21 protein-coding genes are annotated in these 23046 nt (G+C 43.7%); 4 read left to right on the top strand and 17 right to left on the bottom strand.

Going from position 1 to position 23046, the window contains the following annotated elements; all coding sequences use genetic code 11:
- Positions 1-527 precede the first annotated feature (527 nt).
- A complete protein-coding gene (locus D7322_RS13870; protein WP_121124825.1) occupies positions 528-1040 on the top strand; it encodes a hypothetical protein in 513 nt (170 codons plus the stop codon).
- On the opposite strand, the gene D7322_RS13865 is transcribed toward D7322_RS13870, so the two are convergent.
- From D7322_RS13865 to D7322_RS13840, 6 genes are all read right to left on the bottom strand, one after another.
- Positions 1037-1984 (bottom strand): Rpn family recombination-promoting nuclease/putative transposase, encoded by a 948-nt coding sequence (locus D7322_RS13865; RefSeq protein ID WP_147430414.1) that lies wholly within the window; start codon positions 1982-1984, stop codon positions 1037-1039. The two genes, D7322_RS13870 and D7322_RS13865, sit on opposite strands and share 4 nt — an antisense overlap.
- Positions 1985-2326: 342 nt before the next feature.
- The gene (locus tag D7322_RS13860; protein ID WP_121124820.1) at positions 2327-4483 is read right to left on the bottom strand and encodes a TonB-dependent siderophore receptor; all 2157 of its coding nucleotides are present in this window, start codon (positions 4481-4483) and stop codon (positions 2327-2329) included.
- 121 nt (positions 4484-4604) lie between these two features.
- On the bottom strand, positions 4605-5102 hold the full coding sequence (locus D7322_RS13855) for a c-type cytochrome (protein ID WP_121124818.1): 498 nt from the start codon (positions 5100-5102) through the stop codon (positions 4605-4607).
- 67 nt (positions 5103-5169) lie between these two features.
- Positions 5170-6018 (bottom strand): FixH family protein, encoded by an 849-nt coding sequence (locus tag D7322_RS13850; protein ID WP_121124817.1) that lies wholly within the window; start codon positions 6016-6018, stop codon positions 5170-5172.
- A gap of 14 nt (positions 6019-6032) precedes the next feature.
- Positions 6033-6692, bottom strand: a complete 660-nt coding sequence (locus D7322_RS13845) for an SCO family protein (RefSeq protein ID WP_121124815.1) — start codon at positions 6690-6692, stop codon at positions 6033-6035.
- Positions 6693-6782: 90 nt separating this feature from the next.
- Positions 6783-7163, bottom strand: a complete 381-nt coding sequence (locus D7322_RS13840; RefSeq protein WP_121124813.1) for a hypothetical protein — start codon at positions 7161-7163, stop codon at positions 6783-6785.
- A 178-nt stretch (positions 7164-7341) separates the two neighbouring features.
- On the opposite strand from D7322_RS13840, the gene D7322_RS28460 reads away from it, so the two are divergent.
- A complete protein-coding gene (locus D7322_RS28460) occupies positions 7342-7485 on the top strand; it encodes a hypothetical protein (protein ID WP_183078705.1) in 144 nt (47 codons plus the stop codon).
- A 150-nt stretch (positions 7486-7635) separates the two neighbouring features.
- Here D7322_RS28460 and D7322_RS13830 read toward each other — a convergent pair whose 3' ends face one another.
- Together D7322_RS13830 and D7322_RS13825 are read right to left on the bottom strand one after the other, a co-directional pair.
- Positions 7636-9006, bottom strand: coding sequence for a sensor histidine kinase (locus tag D7322_RS13830; protein ID WP_121124809.1), 1371 nt, complete (start codon positions 9004-9006; stop codon positions 7636-7638).
- Positions 9003-9713, bottom strand: a complete 711-nt coding sequence (locus D7322_RS13825) for a response regulator transcription factor (RefSeq protein WP_121124892.1) — start codon at positions 9711-9713, stop codon at positions 9003-9005. The genes D7322_RS13830 and D7322_RS13825 overlap by 4 nt, the downstream gene beginning before the upstream one ends.
- Before the next feature lie 147 nt (positions 9714-9860).
- Here D7322_RS13825 and D7322_RS13820 point away from each other — a divergent pair, with 147 nt between their 5' ends.
- Positions 9861-10544 (top strand): phosphatase PAP2 family protein, encoded by a 684-nt coding sequence (locus D7322_RS13820; RefSeq protein ID WP_121124807.1) that lies wholly within the window; start codon positions 9861-9863, stop codon positions 10542-10544.
- Between the two features lie 30 nt (positions 10545-10574).
- On the top strand, positions 10575-11123 hold the full coding sequence (locus D7322_RS13815; protein WP_121124805.1) for a phosphatase PAP2 family protein: 549 nt from the start codon (positions 10575-10577) through the stop codon (positions 11121-11123).
- Between the two features lie 788 nt (positions 11124-11911).
- On the opposite strand, the gene D7322_RS13810 is transcribed toward D7322_RS13815, so the two are convergent.
- From D7322_RS13810 to D7322_RS13765, 9 genes are all read right to left on the bottom strand, one after another.
- A complete protein-coding gene (locus D7322_RS13810) occupies positions 11912-12931 on the bottom strand; it encodes a cation diffusion facilitator family transporter (protein WP_121124802.1) in 1020 nt (339 codons plus the stop codon).
- 84 nt (positions 12932-13015) lie between these two features.
- Positions 13016-13987, bottom strand: coding sequence for a heavy metal-binding domain-containing protein (locus D7322_RS13805; RefSeq protein ID WP_220700075.1), 972 nt, complete (start codon positions 13985-13987; stop codon positions 13016-13018).
- Positions 13988-14283: 296 nt separating this feature from the next.
- Positions 14284-15696: a sialate O-acetylesterase gene (locus D7322_RS13795; protein ID WP_245971343.1), complete on the bottom strand. Its 1413-nt coding sequence runs from the start codon at positions 15694-15696 to the stop codon at positions 14284-14286.
- Between the two features lie 108 nt (positions 15697-15804).
- Complete coding sequence (locus D7322_RS13790) at positions 15805-17037, bottom strand: MFS transporter (protein WP_121124800.1); 1233 nt, start codon at positions 17035-17037, stop codon at positions 15805-15807.
- Between the two features lie 69 nt (positions 17038-17106).
- Complete coding sequence (locus tag D7322_RS13785; protein WP_183078704.1) at positions 17107-18159, bottom strand: kelch repeat-containing protein; 1053 nt, start codon at positions 18157-18159, stop codon at positions 17107-17109.
- A 25-nt stretch (positions 18160-18184) separates the two neighbouring features.
- Positions 18185-19108, bottom strand: coding sequence for a dihydrodipicolinate synthase family protein (locus D7322_RS13780; RefSeq protein ID WP_121124797.1), 924 nt, complete (start codon positions 19106-19108; stop codon positions 18185-18187).
- Positions 19109-19130: 22 nt separating this feature from the next.
- Complete coding sequence (locus D7322_RS13775; protein WP_121124795.1) at positions 19131-20777, bottom strand: sialidase family protein; 1647 nt, start codon at positions 20775-20777, stop codon at positions 19131-19133.
- A gap of 52 nt (positions 20778-20829) precedes the next feature.
- A complete protein-coding gene (locus tag D7322_RS13770) occupies positions 20830-21510 on the bottom strand; it encodes a FadR/GntR family transcriptional regulator (RefSeq protein ID WP_121124794.1) in 681 nt (226 codons plus the stop codon).
- Positions 21511-21578: 68 nt separating this feature from the next.
- A complete protein-coding gene (locus tag D7322_RS13765) occupies positions 21579-23036 on the bottom strand; it encodes a RagB/SusD family nutrient uptake outer membrane protein (protein WP_121124792.1) in 1458 nt (485 codons plus the stop codon).
- Between the last annotated feature and the right edge of the window lie 10 nt (positions 23037-23046).

Raw genomic sequence — 23046 nt, 5'->3', positions numbered from 1 at the left:
GAGGTTTATAAATCTACAAAAATAAAATGAGAGAAATGCTAACTGGAATGTTATATCTGAAAAACTATTAATGATATGTTAAACTTTGAATATCAACACTTTTTTATCCTCATTATACGCCAACTTAGACAAGTACAAAAAATCAGCTATTCAGTCACAGTACTCTACTTTTGGCTCGACTCACCATCGCTGGCCATACAACGTTTAATGAAAAGGGTAGAAAACGGAAGGCACATTATCCTTTCTTATGTAATAGAAAGGCGATATCATCGTGGTTTAGAAAACTTGTTTAACATTTATATTTATAGCGGAACGATGTATTTTGCTAAAAATGCGAAAACAGAAGAATGGAATTTCTATTGTGACTTTTATTAAAAAAAATCGTAGTTAACATCGGCTTGGCAAAATCTAAATATTTACCTAGCTTGTGATGACTTGTATAGCTGTCCTTAGCGTAACTTTTTATATATTAGTTTCACAGTTTCACAAAAACAGTTGTTACCTGCAATGCAAAGACAAACCATTCTATGGCAAAAATAACAGATATTAATCAAGGCGACTTGTTAACATTCAAAGCCGCTGACAATAGATTTAAAATGTTGCTTTGCACGAGTACTTCCAAAGAGAAAAGCCCGCAATATTTTATTTTCTCGGCATTGACTTACGACAGTTTCGAAAAACCGACAACTTCAAACATTAATAATATCGAATTCTTTGGAATAGGAAATAGAAAGTCTGACTACTTCAAATATTCTGACAATGAACTTAAAAAGATGTGGTCAATTCATCCTGAGACTGAACCGTACTTTTTAGGTTCTTACGGATTTTTAATTGTCCGAAAAGACTTTATGAAGTTTCGAGACAATTTTGAAGTTATTGGTACTTTAAATATTATTGACCACCTCGACAAAAACGGCAATGGTAGTATGAATATAAGTAACTGGGAATTAATTAAGGACTTTTTCGCAAATAGAATTAATTCCGTTATGCAAGACAGAAGACAGAAAACCTTTAAGATAGCTGCAATTATAAAACCTTAGAGTTTTTCGACCTCTTCGACTGAAAGTCCTGTGCCCTTAGCGATATCAGCTATTGGTAATCCCATTTCCTTAAATGCTTTAGCAGTCTCAAGCGCTTTTTTGCGCTCCCCTTCTGCCAGACCTTTAGCTTTACCTTCCGCCAGACCTTCCGCCAAACCTTTAGCGTGACCTAAAGCTTCTCCGGATTTCATCGCCGTATTGAATACGCTCTCCGCATCGCGCTTATGTTTTAAACTTGCTTCGTATGACATGAGTTCCTCCTCCGTTAATTTACCTATCTCTCCTATCTCAAAGATAAGACCAAATATTCTTTTATCCAAAAATGATGGCAATCTATCCATAGTACTCAAGTGCTTAAGTAAGTACAACCACTGATCCATAACTGTCTTTAGTTCTTCCGGCTGTTTATTAAATAATGGAAGCGAAATCATCTTATACCCCAATTTATCATAAAATATTTCTTTGGTCAATTTGTCACACAGCGCAACATCATAGAAATAAGGGCGCTCTGTGACACGGGATATACCAGAACTTCCGTTTCTATCCATGTCAAACTCCAAAATACCAATAAAGTAAACCTCCGGTAGGTAATAATCGCTACCCTTCTTGCCTCGCGCTAATTGTTTATTGATGAGACGTGAGGTATAATACACCGCGCGGTCCTTAAAAAATTCTTGAAAGAGCTGCTGCATCTCAATGATGAAAACCTCACCATCACTGCCGATACAATGTAAATCAAATACAACACGACGCATTTCCTCATAGTCGCCATCTTGTTCTACAGGCTTATATCTTAGATCCGAAATTATCTTCTCTCCATGAAATAGACTATTGAGAAACTCAATTAGTAAGATTTTGTTGTCTTCTCTACCAAAGTAAAATTTCCAACCGAAATCGGTACGCGGATCTACATACTTACCCAAATGTTTTTTTGATTTAGCCATAATATTTATTAATTGGTTATCAAACAAATATACAATAATAAATTCAAAAATACTAATATAATTAGCAAAAACACGAGCCGGAAAGTAATTTATATTGATAATCAATCGCACGAGCTGAAAAGTTACAGACAGACTAGTCTTTATCAAATTTTATGAGTTATTTAGTATGTCTTAAATTAGGACCATAGCCTATTAAATAATATCGATTATGTATAAATTACTTTTAATCACTTTCTTACCCCTTGTTGTCTTATAGCAGCTCCGCGCATTATCCTATTAACGCTGCAGATAAGATACAAAACACGTATTCTTATGCGTATATAGGATTATAAGATCACAGCACTAAAAATGCAAGGCCATAGCCAAAATGCATTGCCGCAGGTTACCGGGTGTGATAAAACCCCTACCTCCATAATAATAACGGGTATTAAATAAATTTTCGGCGGTCAATTTACATTGAAATTGCTTGAAAACATAACCTATATTACCATTACAAAGTGTATAAGCGTCGGTATAAAAACTTCCAGCATTTGTACTGTTAATAATCAGATCCTGACCAACATAATTCCCTCCTAATCCGGCACTCCACTTACTGTCCTTATTTGCCGGTAGTTCATAGCTAGCATACCAGGTGAAAGACCATTTTGGACCAGCATTTACAGGCCTTAATCCCTGAACGGCAGCATCAGCAACCGTTAACTTACTAGCATTGTAAGCTCCCCCCGCATGGATAAAAAAATTGGCCAAGGGTTCGGACTGTATATCGAGTTCTACACCACGACTATACTGTTTTCCTCCTTGAATATATTTCGTGGCATCCGCTGGATCTGTAATCACCGAATTGCGTACCCTAATATCATAGTAGCTCAGAGTAAGATCAAGTGCATTGTTAGGAACCGCTATTTTGACACCGGACTCGAACTGGTTTCCGTATTGGGGTTTAAAATTATATAGAATGCCGTTGGCACTTGTAGGTGCGAGATTTTGAAATCCGCTCATATAATTTCCAAAAACTGTTATAATTTTTGGAATAACCTGATAAGTCAGACCTATTTTAGGCGTGATGGACGACTGTTTATAATCGGCTGTGGTAACGGCAGTCAACAGATCTTTTGTGCCAAAATTGATCAATCTATCGTACCTGGCGCTAAGCATCAGCGTCAACGCATCGGTGGGTTTGATGACATCTGAAATGTAGGCCGAGTAGCTGTTTTGAGGAGCGACCGAACTATTGGGCTGCTTGGAAAGTACGATACCACGGATCAGGTCTGCATGAAATAAATTTGCTGTAGCCGAAGGATCAGCAATTGATACCGTATCCACATAACCTGCATTTTTATAATTTGCGGCATAGCTATAGCGCTGGTAATCTAGACCGATCAGTAATTTATTGTCCCAGTCCCCTATCTTAAAATTGCCAATAAAATTTTGTTGAACCTGATAGTTGCTGATATCCTCGGATTCATAGTGTAATATCTTCCTTGCTACCGCGCTATTATTGTCGAGCAGCAGGTTTGTCTGATAATCGCCATTTGATGTACTGTTTGTACTGGCGAGGTTTGTTTCAGACTGCCAAGCCGGAGAAATGGCATAACTTATCTTTCCATAAAAATTAAGTGACGATGTTCGCCATAGCAAGCTGTTATTCGTATAAGAACTGAAGTAGTCCAAATGGAGATCTTTAGAACGCTGTACGTTTGTTGCAATGCCGCCGATTAGTGGATTGCTAGGTGTAAACAAAGGATTATTGGTAGTATTTCTGCGCAAGAATTCTACCTCCATTCTAATCTTAAGGTCAGGACTCAACTGGTAGCTAAAACTTGGTGCCAGAAAAAGGCTTTTATTCAATCCCTGATCCTGGAAACTCTTTCTGGAGGTATAGGTACCAAACATTCTGAACAGGGATTTGTGTGCTGAATCAAGTGCTGTATTTATTTCAACACTGCCGCGATGCAGGGCATTGTTGCCCGCTGCGAGCGAAATAGTTGTAAATGTACTATCCACGGGAATATAGGTGAGTACATTGATCAATCCCCCGAAAGCCATATTTGTACCACCAAACAGGGTACCACTGGGTCCTTTGATTACATCCAGCTGCTGTATATTGCTATTTTCATCGCTATAGTGTAGGTAAGCATTGAGGCCATTTCTAAAATTGCTTCTGGTCCGAAATCCACGAATAGTAAAATAAGGTGCAATCCCGGCCCAGCTAGGGGTAACCCCAGCTGCATTTGCCAACATAGCCGTCTGGGTATAATAGTTTCTATTTTTAGTTAGGTTGATACCGACACTTGTTGTGACCTGTGGATTCTCGTAATCAGGTATGTTTATCCGTGCAGACTGATAGCTAGACCTATCTTTCCTAAACTGGGATTTTATAAAAACAGAATCAAGCTGTTTTGGCAATAGCGTATCAGCATATTGCGACTGTGCATCGACGCTAAAAATTGTAAATAGAAGCGTAAAAATTAAAAATGACTTTAAGTATAGCGTTTTCAAGGGTATAATAAATTAAATTTGACCAATATATACCCACAACAGATCTGTTGCCTGTAAGCAAATAGCTCGAGCCATCCTGGTACAGACAACAATCTGATTTTGCAGGTTTTCATAGCTGGGCTTATTTCGCAGCGCTGTTACGCTCTCTCAAATATTCCAAAATAGCTCTGGCTTCCTCCTGCTGCAGTCCTAAGCTAATCATAGGAGAGCTGAAACCTTTGCTCAGCGCTATTGCATCGGCGTCTTTTTCGAGCATAGTAGCGGGATCCAGCATCATATTCATGATCCACTCTGCTGTACGCCGCTTTACAACGCCATCCAACGAAGGCCCTACCAAGGTACGTTCGAAATCGTGGCACATGGCACATTTAGACACAAAGAGCTCCAGGCCTTTATTAGCTAGCTGTGCGTCGAATGGTTTGTGTTCGATCGCGCTAACAGGCCCCACTCCTTTGGATCCATCTGATTTAAAATCCAACATGGCTGCTTCTGTTGAAGCTGCCGGTTGGTTTGCTGTTGTACTACTGTTGCTTTCTTTCTTCTTGTCTTCATTTCCACCGCAGGCGATTATCCCGATGATACCGAGACAGGAAAGGATTACGTTGATTTGTTTGTTCATTTTTCTTTATGTTATAGTGATTAAAAACTTTATGAAATATCGGACAGCCAGCAGCCGTCCAATTTTTTTACTTAATAATGTAGACCTGGTATTTGATATCATCCTGATTTGCTTTCTTGCCGTCTTTCCACAGCTCAACGATAATTTCCCATTGGCCAGCCATGGAGAAATTTACTTCTCCTTCATAGTAACCCTGTCCAATGGCTTCAGCATCCTTATTACCCGATGAGCCATGTCCCATAGCTGGCATATTTGTTTTCAGTTTGATGAGGTATCCATCCAATGGTGGAAAATCATGGTGCTCCATCCTACTCATCAGAAATTTGATAGGATGCTTTCCTTGCTTCAGGGTATCCGGCAGCAGATTGGATATAAACACGCGGCTATCATCCCGTGTACCGGAACTCATCGTCCGCATTGTCTTTGCAGCAGATACGGGAAGTTTTAGGGCTATGGTATCCTTTTTCCCTTTCGTTTCAAGGGTTGTATACAAATGCCAACCCGGTCCCATATCCGGTATATCGGCCATGATAAACACCATTGACCCTCGGTACCAGCCCTCGCCTAGGGCAACAGGATGTTCAAAAGGTCCTCCATGCTTCATCAGTCCCATATCCATCTGTGGGTAATAGTCAAGCGATGAACTATTGAAGGGTTTACCCTCTTTGTCCTTTACCTGTAAATAAACCGTATGGTATTTATTGTCAAGTTTAGCGTCGGCATAGACCTTAAATGTCAAGCCCTTGTACACGGTATCTGCGATAGCAATTAGCTTAGATTCGTCTGGAATAGCTGGTGCCGCAGCGCCATTGGCACCAACATGTTTTTTCTGGGAATTCTGTTCAGTACAGGCAATAGCATATAGGACAACCGAAAATGCCACGAGAAATTGGAATACTTGTTTTGATAAATTCATTGAATTGTTTTTTGCTATCCTTTATTCAGCAAAAGCTGGATATCGGCTATGATTTTTGGAATTGAATCTGTTTTTGTCCCATCATATACGGCTCTGATCCTAAAAGCGGTATCGACAAGTGTAAAAGCACCACTATGATCGAATCCTCCCGGAGCATTCGGGTCTTCCTGTGCAAACGAGAAATAACCGTCAGCACCAGCGAGCTTATACAGCTCGGTTTTCGGACCGTTGAGGAAAAGCCAATTGGATGGTGCTCCCAGTTCTGTTGCATACCGCTTCAACACATAGGGTCTGTCGTATTTTGGGTCGACTGTGTGCGATACGATCACGATTCTAGGGTCGTCCGCAAAGTGCTTTGCTACTTTAAGCAGATTGCGGGAGGTGATCGGGCAGATCGTAGGACAACGTGTGAAAAAGAAATCAGCTAGGTAGATTTTTCCTTTCAATGTCTTTTTGGACACTATGCTACTGTCCTGATCCAACAGTGTAAAATCGGGTATTGTATGGTATAAAGTATCGATGACCTTAACACCATCCTTATTCCTTTCCATGATATCCCGCTCACCCAAAATAGGCAGAGGACCTGAAGGAGATGATGGCGTACATGCAATAAATTGACATGCCAAAAATGAAAATAAGGTCACAACTATCCCTATACGGGAATATGTGCTCATGAGATTTTGATTTAATTATTATTAACAATTGCAATTGAAAAGGCCACCTCGTCAAATAGCTTATCAATTGCTAACACGTATAAGAATAATTTAAACCAATGGTGGATGGAAAATTGTAAAGGTGGGATTGTAGGAATAATCTTGTTTGTACGCTGGGTAAGGCAAACTAATATAATCTTCATTGTTTAAGGAAGACATATCAAAAGAAAAATTGTGGGAGTTGTCGATAAAGACTACGTCAATAATACGGGATTCAAGATTTTTTTGTTCTTTTTCCTCATGTTCGCGCATTTTCTTCATCAATACACACTGTCCACGGCAGGACAGTGCTTTTTCATTAAAGCGATTCACACATTCATTGCGTGCGATATAATCCCTGTTCAATGCAAATACAGACCATAGCCAAACATTTGAGAAACTCTGTAAGAGCATCAATGGCAATAAGATCCATATGAACTGTTTCGCTTTCATGTTTAGTTAATCCGCCAAATATAAAAACGAAAGATGGAATAAGCAACCTTATCGAAAAAAGAATTGAAATTTATTAAAAAACGTTATTAAACTATCTATTTCTAACCATACTTCAAAAAGCGAAAAACTTGACGAGATACTGATTCTCCAAATAGAAGATTACAACATTGCCGAAAAGATGATCCTCAAAGTTGAAGAGCTGAAAATGATCACAGCCCATTCCATGCTTGAACTTGTTGTAAAAGGCACAATTGAAATACATGGTGAAAAAATTGCCGATATGCTCTGTATGAAATATATCGGAAAATTTGACAAGGGATAAAATGTAATTTGTTTTTTTCGGTTTATAATCTGCCATTTCACATGTTCGGATATTTACGAACCAAGAACATTTACTCAAATATACTGACGAAACCCACGGAATAATATATAAGCCTTAGCGTAAATAGAGATTTGGACGCAAGATCCATACCTAGATCGGAATCGAAATTACCACTTCTAACCCACCAAACGTATTTATCTGGAAGCCTGTGCTTCCTGAATGCATTTTAACAATCTGCTGGACAATATATAAACCAAATCCATGCTGTTTAAATTGGAACAGATTGTCACTACCCAAATATTGAGTCCGTGTTTTAAGAAGGTGAATTTCCTCGGGTGTCATTCCCCTGCCATCATCAGACACAATAAATAACATGTCTTGTTTCCTCGCTTCTACCCGCACATAGATATTACAACCAGCCGGGTTATGCTTAATACAGTTATGGATTAAATTATAGATGGCCCGCTGCAGAAGTCTCCGGTCCCCGATCAGACAGACCGGTTCAGAATTTTTATCGATATTAAGTTCAACAGAAAATATGTCCGGTACTCCACTGTTTAAAAATGAGGCAATCAAGGCACGGCAAAAAACCGATGGATAAAAGACTTCCAGACGCAAAACCTGTGAATCATCTCCCATACGTGTGATGAGGTTCAGATCATTAACGAGATCCCGCAACCGGGTGCTCTGGTATTTGATAAGCGATGCCTTATCCTGAACTTCTTTGGGAAGGGAACTATTGGTTTCAATACTTTCGGCGTAACCGAGAATAACTGTGAGGGGTGTCCGAATATCATGGGAAATACCCGCAATCCAATTTTCCTGCGCTGTCTGCCGTCTTTTGAGTAAATCAGAAGTCCGGTTTAACTGGTTGGCAACTTCCGAAAAATCGCCATATTCTTTTAAATGGATCTGGTCCCCAGAAGCAAGAGATTTAACTCCCGTCAAAATATTGTGAACTGATTTTATCGATTTTCTCCCGATATAAAAGTATAACAGAAAAAGAATAAATAAATCGCATACTATCAAAAACAGAATACGGAAAGGCACTGCCTGGAGTTCCCCATAAGGAAATATATAGTTTAGTTTTGATAAACTATTTTTTGGGTATCCTAATACGATCAAACCTTTTGGATGTTTCCATGCAACGACAGGGTAATCCTTAAGATAGTACCGACTGAAGGTGGCAATGTCACTTAAGGTATAATGCGTAGGGATATCTTGGGGTAGCTTATGGATCCATAATAGTTTTCCGCTATGATCATCAATCAACATAGCCCAAATATTCTGCTTTTCGAGCTCATTTGTCATTGAATCAGGAATTTCATAACGATTGTCTACCATCCTGATGTTTCCGGAAATTTGCTTTATCAGGGGAAGAATGGCGGTTTCGCCTGAAACAGACTGCTGAAATCGGTATATGTAAACTCCTACCAAAAGTATATTGAAGCAAGCAATCAAAAAGATGGCAACAACTGTCCTTATTACAAACTGCCTGATGGATGACTGAAAGACATTCATAGTGGTACGTTTAGTTTATAGCCTAATCCTTTGATTGTGGTCAATAATAGGGGTGAAGATGGATTTACCTCAATTTTCTCACGTATCCTACGGATATGTGCCATCAGAGAATTCTCATATCCGTAACGGTTGTCACCCCAGACACTATTGCAAAGCGTATCTATGGTAACAATACGATTTGCTGCTTTATAAAGCGTGTCCAAAATTCCGATTTCTTTGGCTGTTAGCTGAAAGACCTCTCCTTCTCTATACACTTCAGCTTTACTGATATCAATAATGCAGCCTTCCAGTATAATTAAAGGATCATCTGCTTTATAACAACGTCTCAGAATTGCATAGATTCTCAAGATAAGCTCCCGTGGAGAAAATGGCTTTACCATATAATCGTCTGCCCCCAGTCCCAGCCCTTCAAGCAGATCCTCCTGTTGATCTTTAGCAGTCAGGAATAGAACAGGGATATGTTCTGATTTTCTGATTTCCCTGAGAAGGGAGAATCCGTCTCCATCAGGAAGCATCACATCCAATATGGTAAATTCGGGTTGATGTAGCGCATATTGTTCAAGCGCATCTTTTTTTGTACCACATTTGAATATGGAAGAAAATCCTTCTTCCTTAAGTAAGGATTCAAGCATATCCAGAACCACCTGCTCATCATCGACTAACAATATCCTCTTATCTCTCAGAAAGTAATGCTCATTTCTGTTCATAACAACAAAATTAAGCATAATTGAAACAAGCTAGAGGTTAAAGGCTCAAATGTAAGGTAAAAGTAAGGTTAGTGTAGGATTGCTGTAAAGAAGACGTTATACTTTTGCAGCATATTCAAGTTTAATATCGGAAATATCAATTTAAGAATGGAACCCAAAATATTAAAAGAAAAAAATCTCCGAAATTTCAGCGTGACGGCTGTTCTATTTTTATTATTTATCGCATTAACCATCGCAGTACTGACATTTGATATGCAGCCTATTGGTCCGGGGAGCTCCATTGTCGGTCTTGCAGACCTTAATAAAAGTCTTCACGATGCAATTGGTGTTAATCATTACTGGTACAACATAACGGAATGGACTGGTTTAATTGCCATAACGGTGGCTTGTGGATTCTCACTCTTGGGACTGGCGCAGCTCATCGCCAGGAAAAGTATTAAAAAGATTGATTCAGACATTTTCGCTCTTGGATCTTTTTACCTGTTAGTAGCCATATGCTATGCTCTTTTTGAAATCTGGATCGTTAATTATAGACCAGTTATGATGGACGGGACTTTGGAGGCTTCTTATCCTTCCTCCCATGCTATGGTCGTCCTATGTATTATGGCAACCGCTATAATGCAATTTCAGACTAGAATTAAAAATAGGCTTTTAAAAACAGTAGTTATTTATATTTCTGCCTTCATTATTGTCATGACAATAATTGGCCGATTGGTTTCGGGAGTGCATTGGTTTACTGATATAATGGGGGGTGTATTACTTGGCTTTTCGCTGACCATGCTTTACTACAGTATTGTTCAACGTTTAAACCTGTCGGAACACATTCTTTAATTATAATCTCTACAACTTATTGGAAAAGCTATGCTAAAGAATTTGCTATACTTCATTGTACTCATTTATTCCCTAGTTCAGGGAACAAAGGCGCAACCCCGCGAAAGTGTTAAAACATCTACAGACATACTGATGTTCGCAGCACCAGCTGCGGGTTTCATTAGCACCTTGGCACTAAAAGATTACAAGGGCACCAGAGCACTGATTTCATCGGGTGCAACCAGTATTGCAGCCACATATATTTTGAAATACGCGATAAAAAAAGAGCGACCTGATCATAGTGACACACATTCATTTCCATCGAATCACACAGCAATATCATTTCAGGGAGCATCATTTATAGCTAAAAGGTATGGGTGGAAATATAGTATCCCTGCGTATCTGATTTCCGGGTATGTGGGATGGGGACGTATCTATAGCAAAAGACATGAAACCTGGGACGTTATCGCAGGCGCAGCTATCGGAATGGGAAGCGCACTCATCTGCACACCTCCCTTGTCAAATAACGTTAAACTGAATATTGCTCCCACCGTAATGCCCAATGGCAGTATAGGCTTTTATTCTTCCATAAATTTTTAAAAATGAAGAACAGTAGTTCGCCAAGAGCAAGAAGCAGGCGATACTTACCAATAAAACAACAGCGCCCAATCCGAGAAAGATTAGGCGCTGTTGTTTTATTGGTGAAGTAATGAATATACCAAGCAGAACCACGCTACCATCCAAAAGAAGAAAAAAACGTGAGAGAACCATTTAGAATACCCCAAGCTTTTGGAAATCCTATTTTGAAAGTATATAAAAATAGGAAATAATATATATAATAAGATTCCAACTACCGGATTATACCCTCCAGGATAAGGTAGCACAATCCTAAAAGCATTAGCTATAAACATATTAAACGAAGTATACGACAGAAAAAACCTATTAAGATTAGAATGATATTGATTTTATTTTTCATTTATTCTGAGCCATAAATAGAAGCTATCTGCCAATAATTAATTTGTATCTCACAATTATGAGTTACACTCCCTTTAACCCAAGGGATGAGATTAACTACTGACATTCAATTGTCACAAACCAGATTTAAATGTGAGTGGCAATGATACGATTTTGCGGAAAGCACTTTTATAATGCTGTAAACCATGCTTGATTTGCCACTTGCATCGTCAGACTGGTACCCAACCGTAATCCTACAGCTGATGCTGCCCATCAATAAGGTGTTCCTGCTTCCCGTATAGGTATGGGAAAGTTCCAGTTTTTTGGTAAGCTCCGTCAATACCAATAAATTTGGTGCCCATAATTCTGAAATGTCGCTGATGTCTGTATTCTCAAAGCGGATCCCGAGAAGCAATGTCCATTCGTTTCCAAGATCAAAATTTAAGGTAGCATAGGCTGAGAAAACAGGTTTTAAATTCGCAATTATTGGTGTGCATTTCGATTTGAACGGTAGGATGCTGGATGTTGTATTTTTGCATCAGTTGCATAATGTTGTTCATGATATCCTGTACAGATTTTACTGCTAAATCCCTTGTAACTGCATGTACAGAACCTACATTGTAACTGCCATCCAGACTCCAAATGTGTACATCGTGAATATTGGTTACACCTTCAATCTGGTTGAGTTCTTCTGTTAATTGAGTTACATCCACATTTTCAGGAACAGATTGCAACATTACTTTCACTGTGGCAATCAGGTTTTTAACAGCATTGAACCCTACATATAGTGCAATTCCAATAGTTAATACGCCGTCAATCCAATTCCAACCGGTAAAGTAAATAATCACCGCCCCAATCAAAACAGCAGCCCAACCCAAAACATCTTCCAATAAATGCAGCATGATGGATTGACTATTGTGATTATGCCCAGCATGACTATGTCCGTGATGACTAAGCCCAGCGCCATTTTTAATTTTAAGGAAGGCAACACCATTTACTGCTAGTCCAATAACTCCCAATACTAACATGCCAACACTATGAACTTCTTTTTCTGAAAAGAAGGAATGATAGCCTGCAATAATCATTGTTACCGAACCTGCCAACAAAAAAATGGACAACCCCAATGCGGACAACAGCGAAAATCGTTTATAACCATATGAGAATTTGGCACTTCGTTTTTTATTCGATACTTTCTCTAAAAGTATGGCAAGACCGATTGCAACGGCATCCATTAAATCGTGGAAAGCATCAGCAATAATGGCTGTAGAATTCGTTAAAACACCGCCAATTACCTCAACGATAGAAAATGCCAGATTGAGCCAAAAGGCAAAAGATAATGCATTGTCTTTTGAGTGGTGTTGGTCGTCGTGTTCATTGTTGTGCTCGTGCCGTTCGTGTGAATGATCGTGCTCGTGCTCCTCGTGTTTATTGTTGTGGTTGTGTTGATGTGTCATTTCTAGTTTGTAATAAAATTCCAGAAACTAATTTCCCTCTTGATTTGAAAATCCAGTTTTTCATATAATTTTATGGCTCCGATATTATTGTTGGCGAGGTGTAAATACGGGATGATGTGCGTGCGACTTCTCTTCGTTTTCTCCTTTTTTCCCTTCGGTTACATCGACGGTAAAATCTGCTGTATGCACTTTTCCTTCTATTTTAAACTGCGCCCACATCCTGTAAACTCCGGCCTTTTCGATTTTTGTCTGTGCAAAAACTGGAAAACGGCTGTCTGATACCGGATGAATATGCAGAAACTCTTTGCCGACCTTGCCAATCATTACGATGTGGGCAGATGCGCCTAAATATTGTTGCAAATCTTTTTCGATTAATTTCTTTCCGTCTTTTTCGATGGAGATTTCCAGGTGTTGTGTTTTGTTGGTTTTGAAGTCGCTTCCATTAAGAAGGGTTAGGGTAAATCCATCAACTTTTGAGGTATACTTCGTAGAAATATCGTTATTAACCGGACTGATTTTTCCCCCTACTTCAATTTCCTGTTTGTTCAAAGTCTGTTCGCCACCGCTCGGTTTAAAATCAGAAAATAGCAGATACTTTCCACCAGTCGGGAATGTTTCCATCATCGCATACGCACCGTCTTTCTGCTCTTCCGGATGGACGTGTCGAAACCAGTTTAAATCTTCGCTTACCACCATTAAATGTAATTTCATCTCGTGTGAAATATCGAGCGGTACTATTTTTTCGTTTTGCTTTACAGCAAGTGTCAATTGAGTTGGTTTTCCTGCTTCTACATTTTGTGGCGAAGTCGTTAATTGCACCTTATATGCAACTGCATTTTCAGCATTAACCGCTTTTAAATCCATCCCACATTTAGGGCATTTTTCTCCTTGTTTTCCAGTGACTTCCGGGTGCATCGAGCAAGCGTAAACGCTTTCTTTGTCTATGTGCTCGTGAGTTGTCATATCTTTATGTTTTTTATTTTCTACATTGTTACAGGCCGATAAAGTAGCTAAGCAAACCGTTACGCCCAACAACGTATTGATTACCTTCTTCATCTATCTAAACTATTTTATGGGCTCAATGTTGAAACAATGTAAACTGTGTCTCTATTGCTATTTGTAGCCATAATTTCTATTGCTTATTTGCACTACAAAATTGGCAACAATACTGAGGATAGTTACTATGGAATTATGGATTTGATTTGTAATATTTACTAAACTTGTTCTAAAGGTTTGCGTTTCTCTTCCTTTTTTTGTTTGAAATGACTTGGCGTCAATCCCGTAGTTTTTTTGAATTGATTGCTGAGGTAGGCAACAACAGTTGAAATAAAAACAGAAATGAGACGAAGTGTTTATTCAAAATTCGGCCAGTCATCAGTACGGAACGGCGATACCGGTAAACCTTTGGTATTGAAAAGATTGGGTGTAGCGCTGTTGGTAAAACCAAAACGCACTGCCTTCGGCGCCTTTACCTGATCGGCGAATACCAGTAACTGTGATCCCTTTAGCTGATGTCTGGCGGGGTAAAACTTACGGTCCTCGCCCGCGATGTACAGATCAGTGATTTCTTTTCCACGGACAAGCAGCTTACCATCCAGGTCGGCAAAAGAAAGGATGATCCTGTCTCCTTCGATTGTATAGTCTTGCAAGGTCGGTGATTTATAATCCACCAAAGGTTGTGCATAGATTTCTGCCAGCGCCAGATCCGCCAGCCGCGATGCCACTGCTTTTTTCTGGGCCGGATGGATATTCTTTAGATCATCGACAAGATCCGTGGTGACCACCATGCCCGAACGCGGCAGTTTGCGGGCGGTCCTTGCCTGCTGCTCACGGAGCAGTGCCGCATTTGGCTTTTTATATTGCGGGTAAGCATAAGGGGCAATCTGCACAAAATAAAATGGGAACTGGTAACCCCAGGCCTCCCGCCAGGCACCTACCATGGTCTGGATCAGTTGATCATATCCCCCATAGGCTATCGTGTTATCCTCCCCCTGATACCAAAGGGTACCGGCTATTGTGTATCCCGCAAATGGTGCCAGCATGCTATTCCAGAGTACGCCGGGCTGATGGGGTTTGCGGGGCGCCAGCTTCTGTAATGCGGCATAACGCGTCAGTTGTTCGTCTGCTATGATCTTCTCCCTTGGTGTCCAATACTCTGCGGCAGTGCCGCCCCAGCTGGCATTGATGATACCAACGGGTACACCGAGCTCGCGCGATAGTTTTTCAGCAAAGAAATAGCCGATCGCCGAAAAATCCCTGACGGTCTCCGGCCTGCATGTTTTCCAGCTGTCAAAAATATTGTTCTGTGGAGTTTGGGCAGCGATATTACTGACCTGTAACAAGCGGATATTCGGATTGCTGACATTCGGAAGAATATCGAGGATCTCCTGCAGCTTATTGGCGCCTGACCATTGCATGTTGGACTGGCCCGAGCAGAGCCAGACTTCGCCGATCATGATATCCTTGAGTTCCAGCTGCTGCTCCTGCATAATCAATTTGATGCTGTGCGGACCACCTGCTTTCGGGGTTTCCAGCTGCATGCGCCAGGTCGCATCACCGCTGGTCGTCACTGACAGGGTATCTTTGGACCAGGATGAAATCAGCTTAACCTGTTGTCCGGCTTTGGCCCAGCCCCAGATATTCACCATAGCCTGCCGTTGCAGGACCATGTGATCTGAAAAGAATGCCGGTAGCCGTAAATTTTGCGCAAAAGCCTGACTCAGCATCAGGAAACAGGCAATTATAAATACTACGTTCTTTTTCATCTTTTTTTGTTTATGCGTCAATGAGACGCCGTTTGCCGTTTGTAAACGCTATCCCTTTCCGAGTTTATTTGCTTTCATTTCGTGCGGTGAAAGGTTATAGGTCTTATTTTATTGTATCGTATCGTTTTTAACTTTTACCAGCAGCAGAGATAGCGCAGCCAGCAGCAGCCCGATTGCCACGACCTGATAGGTAATCGCTAGGCTCACGTCGGCATCTTTCAGGGCACCACCGACGTAAACCATCAATCCGCCGACAATGGTGCTCAAAAAATTCAGGAAGCCATAGGCCGTGGCGCTGTAACGGCTATCGGCCACCTGCCGTAAAAGCGGCATCAGATTGGCATCATTGAATCCGCGTGCCAGTCCGAAGACAAGCATCGCGAGAATTGCCCAGGTAAAAACATTGGTCCAGGCCATAAAAAACAAAAAGGGGGCGCCCAGCGCAAAGCCCAGGACGATCACATAGAGGCGGGCGCGCTTATTCCGGCGCTGCCAGCGGTCCGCCAATAAACCACCCACAATGACACCTGCAAAAGACCCGATTTGCATATATCCCGTGGCCGAAATGCCCGCTTGGCCGAGATCGAGGTCGAACTGTTCCTTCAGGAATGTGGGAAGCCAGCCGTTGATCAACCAGTTTGCCATGCCCAGGACAGCAAAATAGACCATAATAATATAAAAGGAAGGCAAGCGAAATAAGCTTTGCAAAATGGCTTTGAGCTGCACGGTCTCCCGCTTCTCTGGTAGCGGTTCGTTCGGAACTGCGGGGACAGTCCGGTCGCGCAAAGTATAGGCCAGTAGTAGCGCGTACACAACACCAAAAAGGCCGAAGACATGAAATCCCTGACGCCAGCCCCAATATTCGGCGATATATCCCCCCAGACCACCCATGGCCATTCCCGTATAGAGTCCGCACATATGCAGGCCCGTGGCCAGGGACCGCGTACGGCCACTATGGTAATCACTAATCAGTGCCAGGGCGGCAGGAATATAACAAGCTTCGCTGACGCCCATCAACACCCGTGTCAGTAATAATTCGGGAAATGAGCGCGCATAGCCTGTCCAAAGCGTAACCGCAGACCAGACGAATACCGAGAAAAGAATCACTTTCCTGCGGGAGTACCGATCAGCCATATAGCCCCCAAAGGGACTGACAATGCCATAACACCATAAAAAGACAGCCGTCAGCAAGCCGAACTGGGCATCGTTTAATTGAAATTCGCTGAGAATCGGATCCCGCATCGAAGTCATCAGCAGGCGGTCAAAATAGTTTAGAAAGGCGACCACCCACAGGGAGATGACGATGAGCCAGGCATAGCGTTTTGATGTCGTATTTATCATTATTTTAGGTTTATACAAGTTCTTTTAAGCGCGATACGCTACTACATTGTTACGAACTACTTCAGTAAATTAAGGTTTAAAACGGATCGTCAATATACGGTTGGTCCGCACACCGGGTCGCACCTCGCCCATCGGAATAAAGATCTGATCAGCCTGCTGCAGCAATCCCGTCGTCACCGGAGGCAACAGCTCTGTTGCCAGACTGTCTCCTTGCCCCTTGCTTTTGCGCACAGGAACCTGACCAACATCTGCCCATGTGCGCTGTTGGATATCGTATGCCAGGATCCGGTCCGAGAAGCCAGGATGCCCCACTGGGCTTGCTGCCGCCAATGCGCCGTCATCACCGCCGAAAATCAGGAGCTGCCCTGACTTTGCGTCAAAGGCGGCGGGGCTAGGTGCCGCCGCGACAGCATGGCTAAGCTCCGGCAACTGCTGCCACACTCCATCCGCTGTCAGCAGATAGGCGTCTTTCAGATACTTCCGCTTACCATTGATCAGTGTTACACCCGAAAGTATCAGCAGCTCACCGTCGGCATTTCCCACGACAGCCAGCATGCGTCCCGGACCGGGGATGGCGCTCAATACCGTCCAGCCATTTTCGGGATGATCCAGATCCAGTCGCCAGCAATTATTGCTTGCTGTCAGGGCATCAGGGCTATTGATGCCACCAAGGACATACCAATAGTTTTTGATTCGGACCGAGGCACAGTTGGCGATCGGAGCCGGAAGATCTGGCAAGCGTGTAAACCTACCACTATCCACCGAAAGCTCAAGGCGGTAGGTGGCCTGGAGATGCCCCAACTGATCGCTCCCACCCGCCAGATAGATACAGTCCTGATACGAAGCATAGGCTCCGTAACCCATTGGGCGGGGCAGCTGAAAGGCGGCTTCCTGCGGAGATCCGTTGCTATTCAGGATAAAGATCCGGTCTGTCCACACCTTCTTCCCGCCTTCCCAAGGTGGAATCCCCGAAGGAAAATTGGCTCCGCCCAAAGCGTACGCATGTCCTTGTGCCTTGCCGACATAAGCCCCGGCATAACCCATTGGATCAGCGACCTGCGCAGCTGTATCCCAAACCATTCGATTGCTCAAAGCCTGTGCTATTCCTTCACGATATCCCATAAATAAAAAATAAAATAAAGCAAGTTTACTGATACAATGCCACATGATCCAAGAATTTCGACTGTTCCAATTCGGTCATCAGTTGCTGCTCATTGTCTTCATCCAACAGCGTCAACGGAAGCCGCGGCTGACCCAGATCTAATCCGATTTTTTTCATAATAGCCCGCTGCACTGGGATCGGCCCATATTTTACCAGCAGCTGCACCATCTCCACGGCTTCAAAATGAAGGTTTCGTGCCGCTTCGTGTGCACCGGCTTCAAAGCGGCGGATTACCTCCAGATAAAGGGGGGCAGCGTAATTGTAGGTACTGCCAATGGCGCCAGTCGCCCCCACTGCCAGTGCCGGCAACAGCAGTTCATCGTAGCCAAACAGAATATCGTACTTGCCCTCCTTGTACTGCAGGCAGGCCTGGTATTCATGTAAGGTCGCCGCCGTATATTTGATACCATGGAAGGTCGGGATTTTCTGCTCCGCCAGAGCTAGGAAGTGGAGCATATCAATCTGCAGGCCTGTGACAGCAGGAATATGGTAGTAGTAGAAAGGTGTATTGGGGGCCGCTGCCGCAATGGCGGCCATGGCATCGACCAGATTTTCCACGGATGAAGGCTTGAAATAAAAGGCCGAGACCGCTGAAATATAATCAGCGCCGATGCTTTCGGCATGTGCTGCCAGGCGTTTGGCTTCGGCAATGGAGCTATGCCCCACATGGACAAAAGAAAGAATCCGGCCGTCAATAGCCTTGATATAACGTTCGGCAACTGCCATGCGCTCGGCCGTGGAGAGACTCGGTCCCTCCCCGTTGGTTCCGCAGATAAATATCCCCCGCAGCCCCTGTCGGACAAGGTGCTCCGTCATGGCCGGAATACCGTCTAGGTCGATATTTCCAACTTGGTCATAGTTGGCAAATGCCGCGGCGATCAAGCCTTTTATTTTATGTTTTTTTTCCATTTTTTTCTAGCAATAGTTGAGGTTATAATAATTCTTTTAGCGGTACCTGCTGAAAGATCAGATCCGCCTGGCTACCTTCATACAGCACGCCAATGGTATGCTCGTCTACCGAAGTAATACAGGAGTAGCCCCGTCCCTTGCCTTCGTCGAGCAGAACTTTGGGCTGCCAGGACTCACCGTTGTCCTTGCTGACTTTGAGTGTGATATTGGCGCGAACAAATTTGGAATCCGGATTACAGAAGACCAATAAGGAACTTCTGTTGCCTCCTGTTTGATAAACATGTTTATGGATGCTGGCCATACAGGTGGGTTCGATCAGCGCCTTGTGCGAAGTGGGATGCTCGGTCCAGGTTTCGCCCAAATCTTTGGTCAGCGCGATCGCGCGACCATTGTCACCCCCCTTGTGAGTGGCGTTGTAGTTGGAACGCATATTTAGCATAATGTCCCCATTATCCAGTTGCACCGCCATGCATTCCGTCGTCGATTCCGCCAGTGCCGGATTGGAAGTCTTCCAGGTTTGACCGCCATCCCTGCTATAGATGATATTGGAAAATGCTTTGCCCGTCTCATCACGTCCCTGGCTTGGCATCAGCAGTGTACCGTCCTGCAGGCTAATGCCATGCCCGGGCGCAGGAGCCCAGAGCCACCATTCCGCCCGTTTCAGATGGGTGAGATTGAGCGGTTTGGACCAGGTCAGGCCATTGTCTTCACTTTTTACCAGCAGAAACTGGGATGTCTGTTTGATCCCAAAACCGGGCTGTGATCCCTTATTTTTCCATTGATGATTGTGGATTTCGCGCCCATCTTTTATTCCGGGATACCAAGTGCCTGTTTCATCCAGCACACCGTGCATCCATAGCCCCGCGACATAAATTGTGCCGGTTCGCTCGTCGAGCAAGATATTGGGATCGGAGACGCCGTTAAATTTTTGTGGCAGGCCGCCGAATGTGCCCATATCGATCGCTATTTCCATAGGCTGCCAGCTGCGGCCACCATCCAAGCTACGTGATACGCCGATATCTATGTCCCCCTGCAGGTCCCGGCCCAGCTCCCTGCGGGCATCGTATACTGCGACCAGACTGCCGTCTTTGGCTGTAATTATCCCCGGTATACGGCTGGTATGAACCCCTTCAGCACCCTGGCGGTGTACGGCAATGGCCGGTCTGTAGCGGCTAAACTTGCCCGAAAGTAGGGAATTAGAAGGTACCCCCAGTAAGGAGACCTTTGTTATAGCCACTTCAAAAGCCTGATCTAGCTTTTTGAAAGGATGCACTTTGGCGGTTACCCACAGATAGTTGACACCTTTTTCCAGTGTCAGTGGAACTGTTATTTTTCCGCTTCTCCCCTTCCATTTCTGTGCAGTTACGCGCTGCTGTGCAGCATTTGGTACAGGCGTCAGCAGGGTACTGTCGGTACCGGCAAACCAACAGCTTACGCTATCCAGCTGAGCCGCTGCCAGCGCGTCGGTCTTTAGGGTAAGTTCTGCTTCGACCTGCTGTCGCTTGTCGGCTGTAAATTCCAGTCGTTTGAGGATATTGATCGGCTGATCCGCTAATACTGGTAAGGTATAATGCCGCTCGGCAATCCGGACCTGCGCAACTGCCGCCGTAGCGGTCAGCAGCAGGAACAGAGTGAGCAGGCTATCTTTTATTTTAGTGGTTATTTGCATATTTTAGGTACTTATGTACTACATATAGGTTTAAAAAAATAAGAAGAAGCGGTTAACGCTCCTTCAGAAATTCGATGTGCGGGCGCAGATGTTCGCGCATGGCATCTGAAAAAGAGTCACGGTCGCCGTTTTTAAGTATCTGTACCAGATCGCTGTGCGACACGCCGGATTTGATGCTATGGTGGCTGTTGCTCAGCACAAAGCCAAAGATCGGCATCAACATGGTCTGGAAACGTTTGAGCGTGTTATTGCCCGTAATTTCATACAGTTTGCCATGAAAGGCAATTTCCTGGCTGATCCTGAACTCCTCGGCGTCGGCATTTTTATCCTTTTTCACAATCTGTTCCAGTTCGGCGATATCTTTGTCCGTCTTCCGCAGATAAAGCAGGTCAGCCATACCCAGTTCAAGGACTAGGCGCAGTTCAAAGATATCCTTCATGGTATTTTCGTCCATCAGCTGCGGGTTCAGTACCCGTTCAAAGGAACCCAGGATATCCGGTGCGGACAGCACCATACCGCGCTTCTTTTTGGTTTCGATCAGACCCAGCATGCGCAGGCGGCTCAGGGCTTCACGCAGCACGTTGCGGCTGACGTCGAGTGCCTCGGCGAGTTCCAGCTCTGTCGGCAGCGTGTCGCCCGTTTTTAATTTCTTGTTGGAAAGATATTCTCTTATACGTATCTCAACTATATCAGCGCGGGTACTCGTCGCTATTGGGGTGAGGTCATTTATCATATATTCAGCAAATAAATCATTTATTATGTTCTACAAATTAACAAAAAAAGAATAGCAATCCAAGCGCATTAATTGTAGCCCTCGGTCTGTTTGATATTGGGATTGGTGTTGATCGAACTATCGTGTACAGGCCACAAAAGGATGTTCTTTTTGGACTGCTGATTTTTCAGGCTCTCCACTTCGTTGAATACGACACCCAGCCGGATTAGGTCCCACCAAAGTTTACCTTCGGCCACAAATTCCTTTTTCCGTTCGCTGAGTATGGCGGTATTGATCGCATTGGCCGGAAGTCCGTCTGCATAAAAATTGTCCGTTCCATAGGCCCGTTTTGCGATCTTGTTGAGCTGCTGTACAGCGAGCTGCCCATTTCCAAGCGCGTTTTCGATTTCGGCGCTGAACAGCAGGGCATCGGCATAGCGGTAGACAAGCAGATCCGATTCAAAGATCCGAGTGCCATTGACCCATTTGCCTGCATATTTATTGATCCATTGGAAGGTCAGTTTTTTATCGTTGTCAAAGGCCGTATCAAAACTGACTTTTGCCCTCGTGTCGGCCGCATTTTCCGTCAGAAATGTTTTGTAATTATTCGTCAGAAAGATCCACTGCTGATGCGAGCCGACTTTAATGGGATTTTCAACCAGGCCCGGTGAAATATATTGGATCGGAACCAGAAAATCCGAAGGATATCCGCCTGTAAATTCATCCTGCGTCATGCGCCAGCAAAAGATCACCTCAGGGTTTAATTCCGTGGCAAAGACATCCGCAAAATTCTGCATCAGGGCATGCTTGCCCGTCAATACTTTATCGACTGACTGTTTCGCCAGGTTCAGAGCAGCGGTGCCACCATTCTGCTGTTTGGCCATCCAGAGGTAATAATCCGTTTTGAGCAGCCGGATGGCATCCAGGTTACCATACTGTGCTTTGGTTGCCGTTGCTGGCATCAGTTCCTCCGCCCGGTCCAGATCCTGTTTGACCAGCTGAAATACAGCCTGTACAGGCTGGCGTGAGGGATAGAGGTCCTCCTGATTGGGAGACTCAAAACCGGCGGTCAGCACGGGCGCATCGCCCCAGACCCGGCCGATCCAGTAATAGCAAAATGCGCGGATAAAATAAGCCTGTGCCAGGTATTCATTCTTCTTTTCGGGCGTAGCAAAGCTGATCTCAGGCACATGTTTGAGGATCAGGTTGCAATCGTTGATGGTGGTATATAAATTGTTCCAGTTGGCATGGGCATGCGTGCTGTTGAGCTGATTTAAGAAAGCTGTACTGTAGCCCGCGTTGGTTTCGAGCCCAGGGCCCCAATAAGCGGTACGGTATTCGCCCCAGAAAATATAAGCTGCCGCAAAGGTATTGCGCATGCGCACATAGGCTCCTGTTACGGCGGCCTGGGCATCGCTTTCGTCCTGCCACATCGAATTGGCATTAATGGCGGCTTTTAGGTCCACATCTAGTCTGTCCGAACAGGCGGCTGCCGACAGCAAGCCGAGGGATACCATCGCACCGTATAAAAATCTTTTTGTCTTCATTTTCATTTCG

It is taken from the genome of Sphingobacterium puteale (assembly GCF_003627955.1).
GTDB lineage: Bacteria > Bacteroidota > Bacteroidia > Sphingobacteriales > Sphingobacteriaceae > Sphingobacterium > Sphingobacterium puteale.
The sequence above is the reverse complement of the archived record's forward strand: the minus strand, read 5'-3'. Positions and strand labels throughout refer to the sequence as shown.